The following is a 1,251-nucleotide window of genomic DNA, read 5'->3' as shown; positions in this document are numbered from 1 at the left end:
GACTTAACTCCCCTACTCAGTGTCTATGAATATTTTTCTAAACAAATAAAACCCATCACGTTTCCCTTTGATTCTGGCTCTGATATTGATGTATCTGAACAACTCATATACTCATTCGGTATGCAAGAAGAACAAGCCTGTATTCATGAAGCTGGCGAACGTTACTTTAATTCAGGGGAAAGTGCGGCCATGAATATTCGATTTGAAGATGAAAATATTTACGAGTTTTTTGAAAACTTCGCCATTACTAACTGCTTAGTTAGCTTAATAATGGCTTTACTACAGTTGCGAGAATAGTGGTCTGTATTACGATTTATGTAACTGTTAAATCACATGGAGTTTTCACTATGAACATTGAAACCGTTTCAGCAAATAAACTTGTAGAAGATTTTATTGAATCAACTGTTGCTGATGAAAAAGAAATATTAAGCAGACTTGCCCTTGTAGTGCATTCCAATAATTCTGGGTCAATATCGTGTATTACAAGGCACGATATTGTAAACGGTAGGTTGGGAATTGGAAATATTATCTCAGTTGAAGATGTTGCTGCGACAATAAATGCTATAGAAAGCAATATCAAACAAGCTAAATCCAATTGGTTTAAATCGTACAATGAAGAAAACATACTTGTGAAAGATTCTAGTGTTATTGCTTGGCATAGGCCAAGACAAACAAGAACGCTTTATCTAACTAAAGAAGCTATCAATTTAGAAATACCACCACTCTTATACATCTTTCGCACACCTAAATCGAACGAGTCGGCTTCTCTTAGAGTCTTTGCCTTAGCTGCGAACAAACGCCCTAACCTTAAATCGAAGCTTTACCATGCTCCATTAATGAACATTTATAGTGATGGACGCTTATGCTTAGGTAACATGAAGCTACCAAGAGTGATTGACGACAAGACCATTACATTGGTGGAAAGTGAGTTTTTTGGTTCACGTTTTACACACCCAAACCATTCAGACTTAACACGTCAAAAAATGGATATTGTTAAATTTTACAAAATGAAGCAAAAATCTGGTCAACGAATTATGACCTCCGAGCTTATGCCAACAAAAAAAACATTACTAGATATATTGGGGTAGGGCGTGATGAACTTAGAGCGAGATATATTAAACATTGGTGAAAATATTGAAAACTTGAAAGTCTCCAATCTGGCTTTTCGTTATATACAACTTGAATTTGCGTATAGACAAGTTTGTGAGCTATGGTTCACCGATGCATTAGAGTATCAAATTGTTGAATCGC

2 protein-coding genes are annotated in these 1,251 nt (G+C 35.7%); both read left to right on the top strand.

Annotated features, from left to right (window positions below; translation table 11 throughout):
• The coding region (locus tag H5202_RS22720; RefSeq protein ID WP_182774013.1) for a hypothetical protein at positions 1-297 on the top strand (297 nt) is incomplete at its 5' end.
• Between the two features lie 50 nt (positions 298-347).
• Positions 348-1,088, top strand: coding sequence for a hypothetical protein (locus H5202_RS22715; RefSeq protein ID WP_182774012.1), 741 nt, complete (start codon positions 348-350; stop codon positions 1,086-1,088).
• Positions 1,089-1,251: the final 163 nt, after the last annotated feature.

Origin of the sequence: Shewanella sp. SG41-4 (assembly GCF_014164505.1) — a bacterium.
GTDB lineage: Bacteria > Pseudomonadota > Gammaproteobacteria > Enterobacterales > Shewanellaceae > Shewanella.
This window is presented reverse-complemented; position numbering and strand designations above follow the sequence as displayed.

What these genes read in the sequence shown, in the direction of transcription:
- H5202_RS22715 (WP_182774012.1), top strand. Translation starts at nt 348, where the DNA reads ATGAACATTGAAACCGTTTCAGCAAATAAACTTGTAGAAGATTTTATT.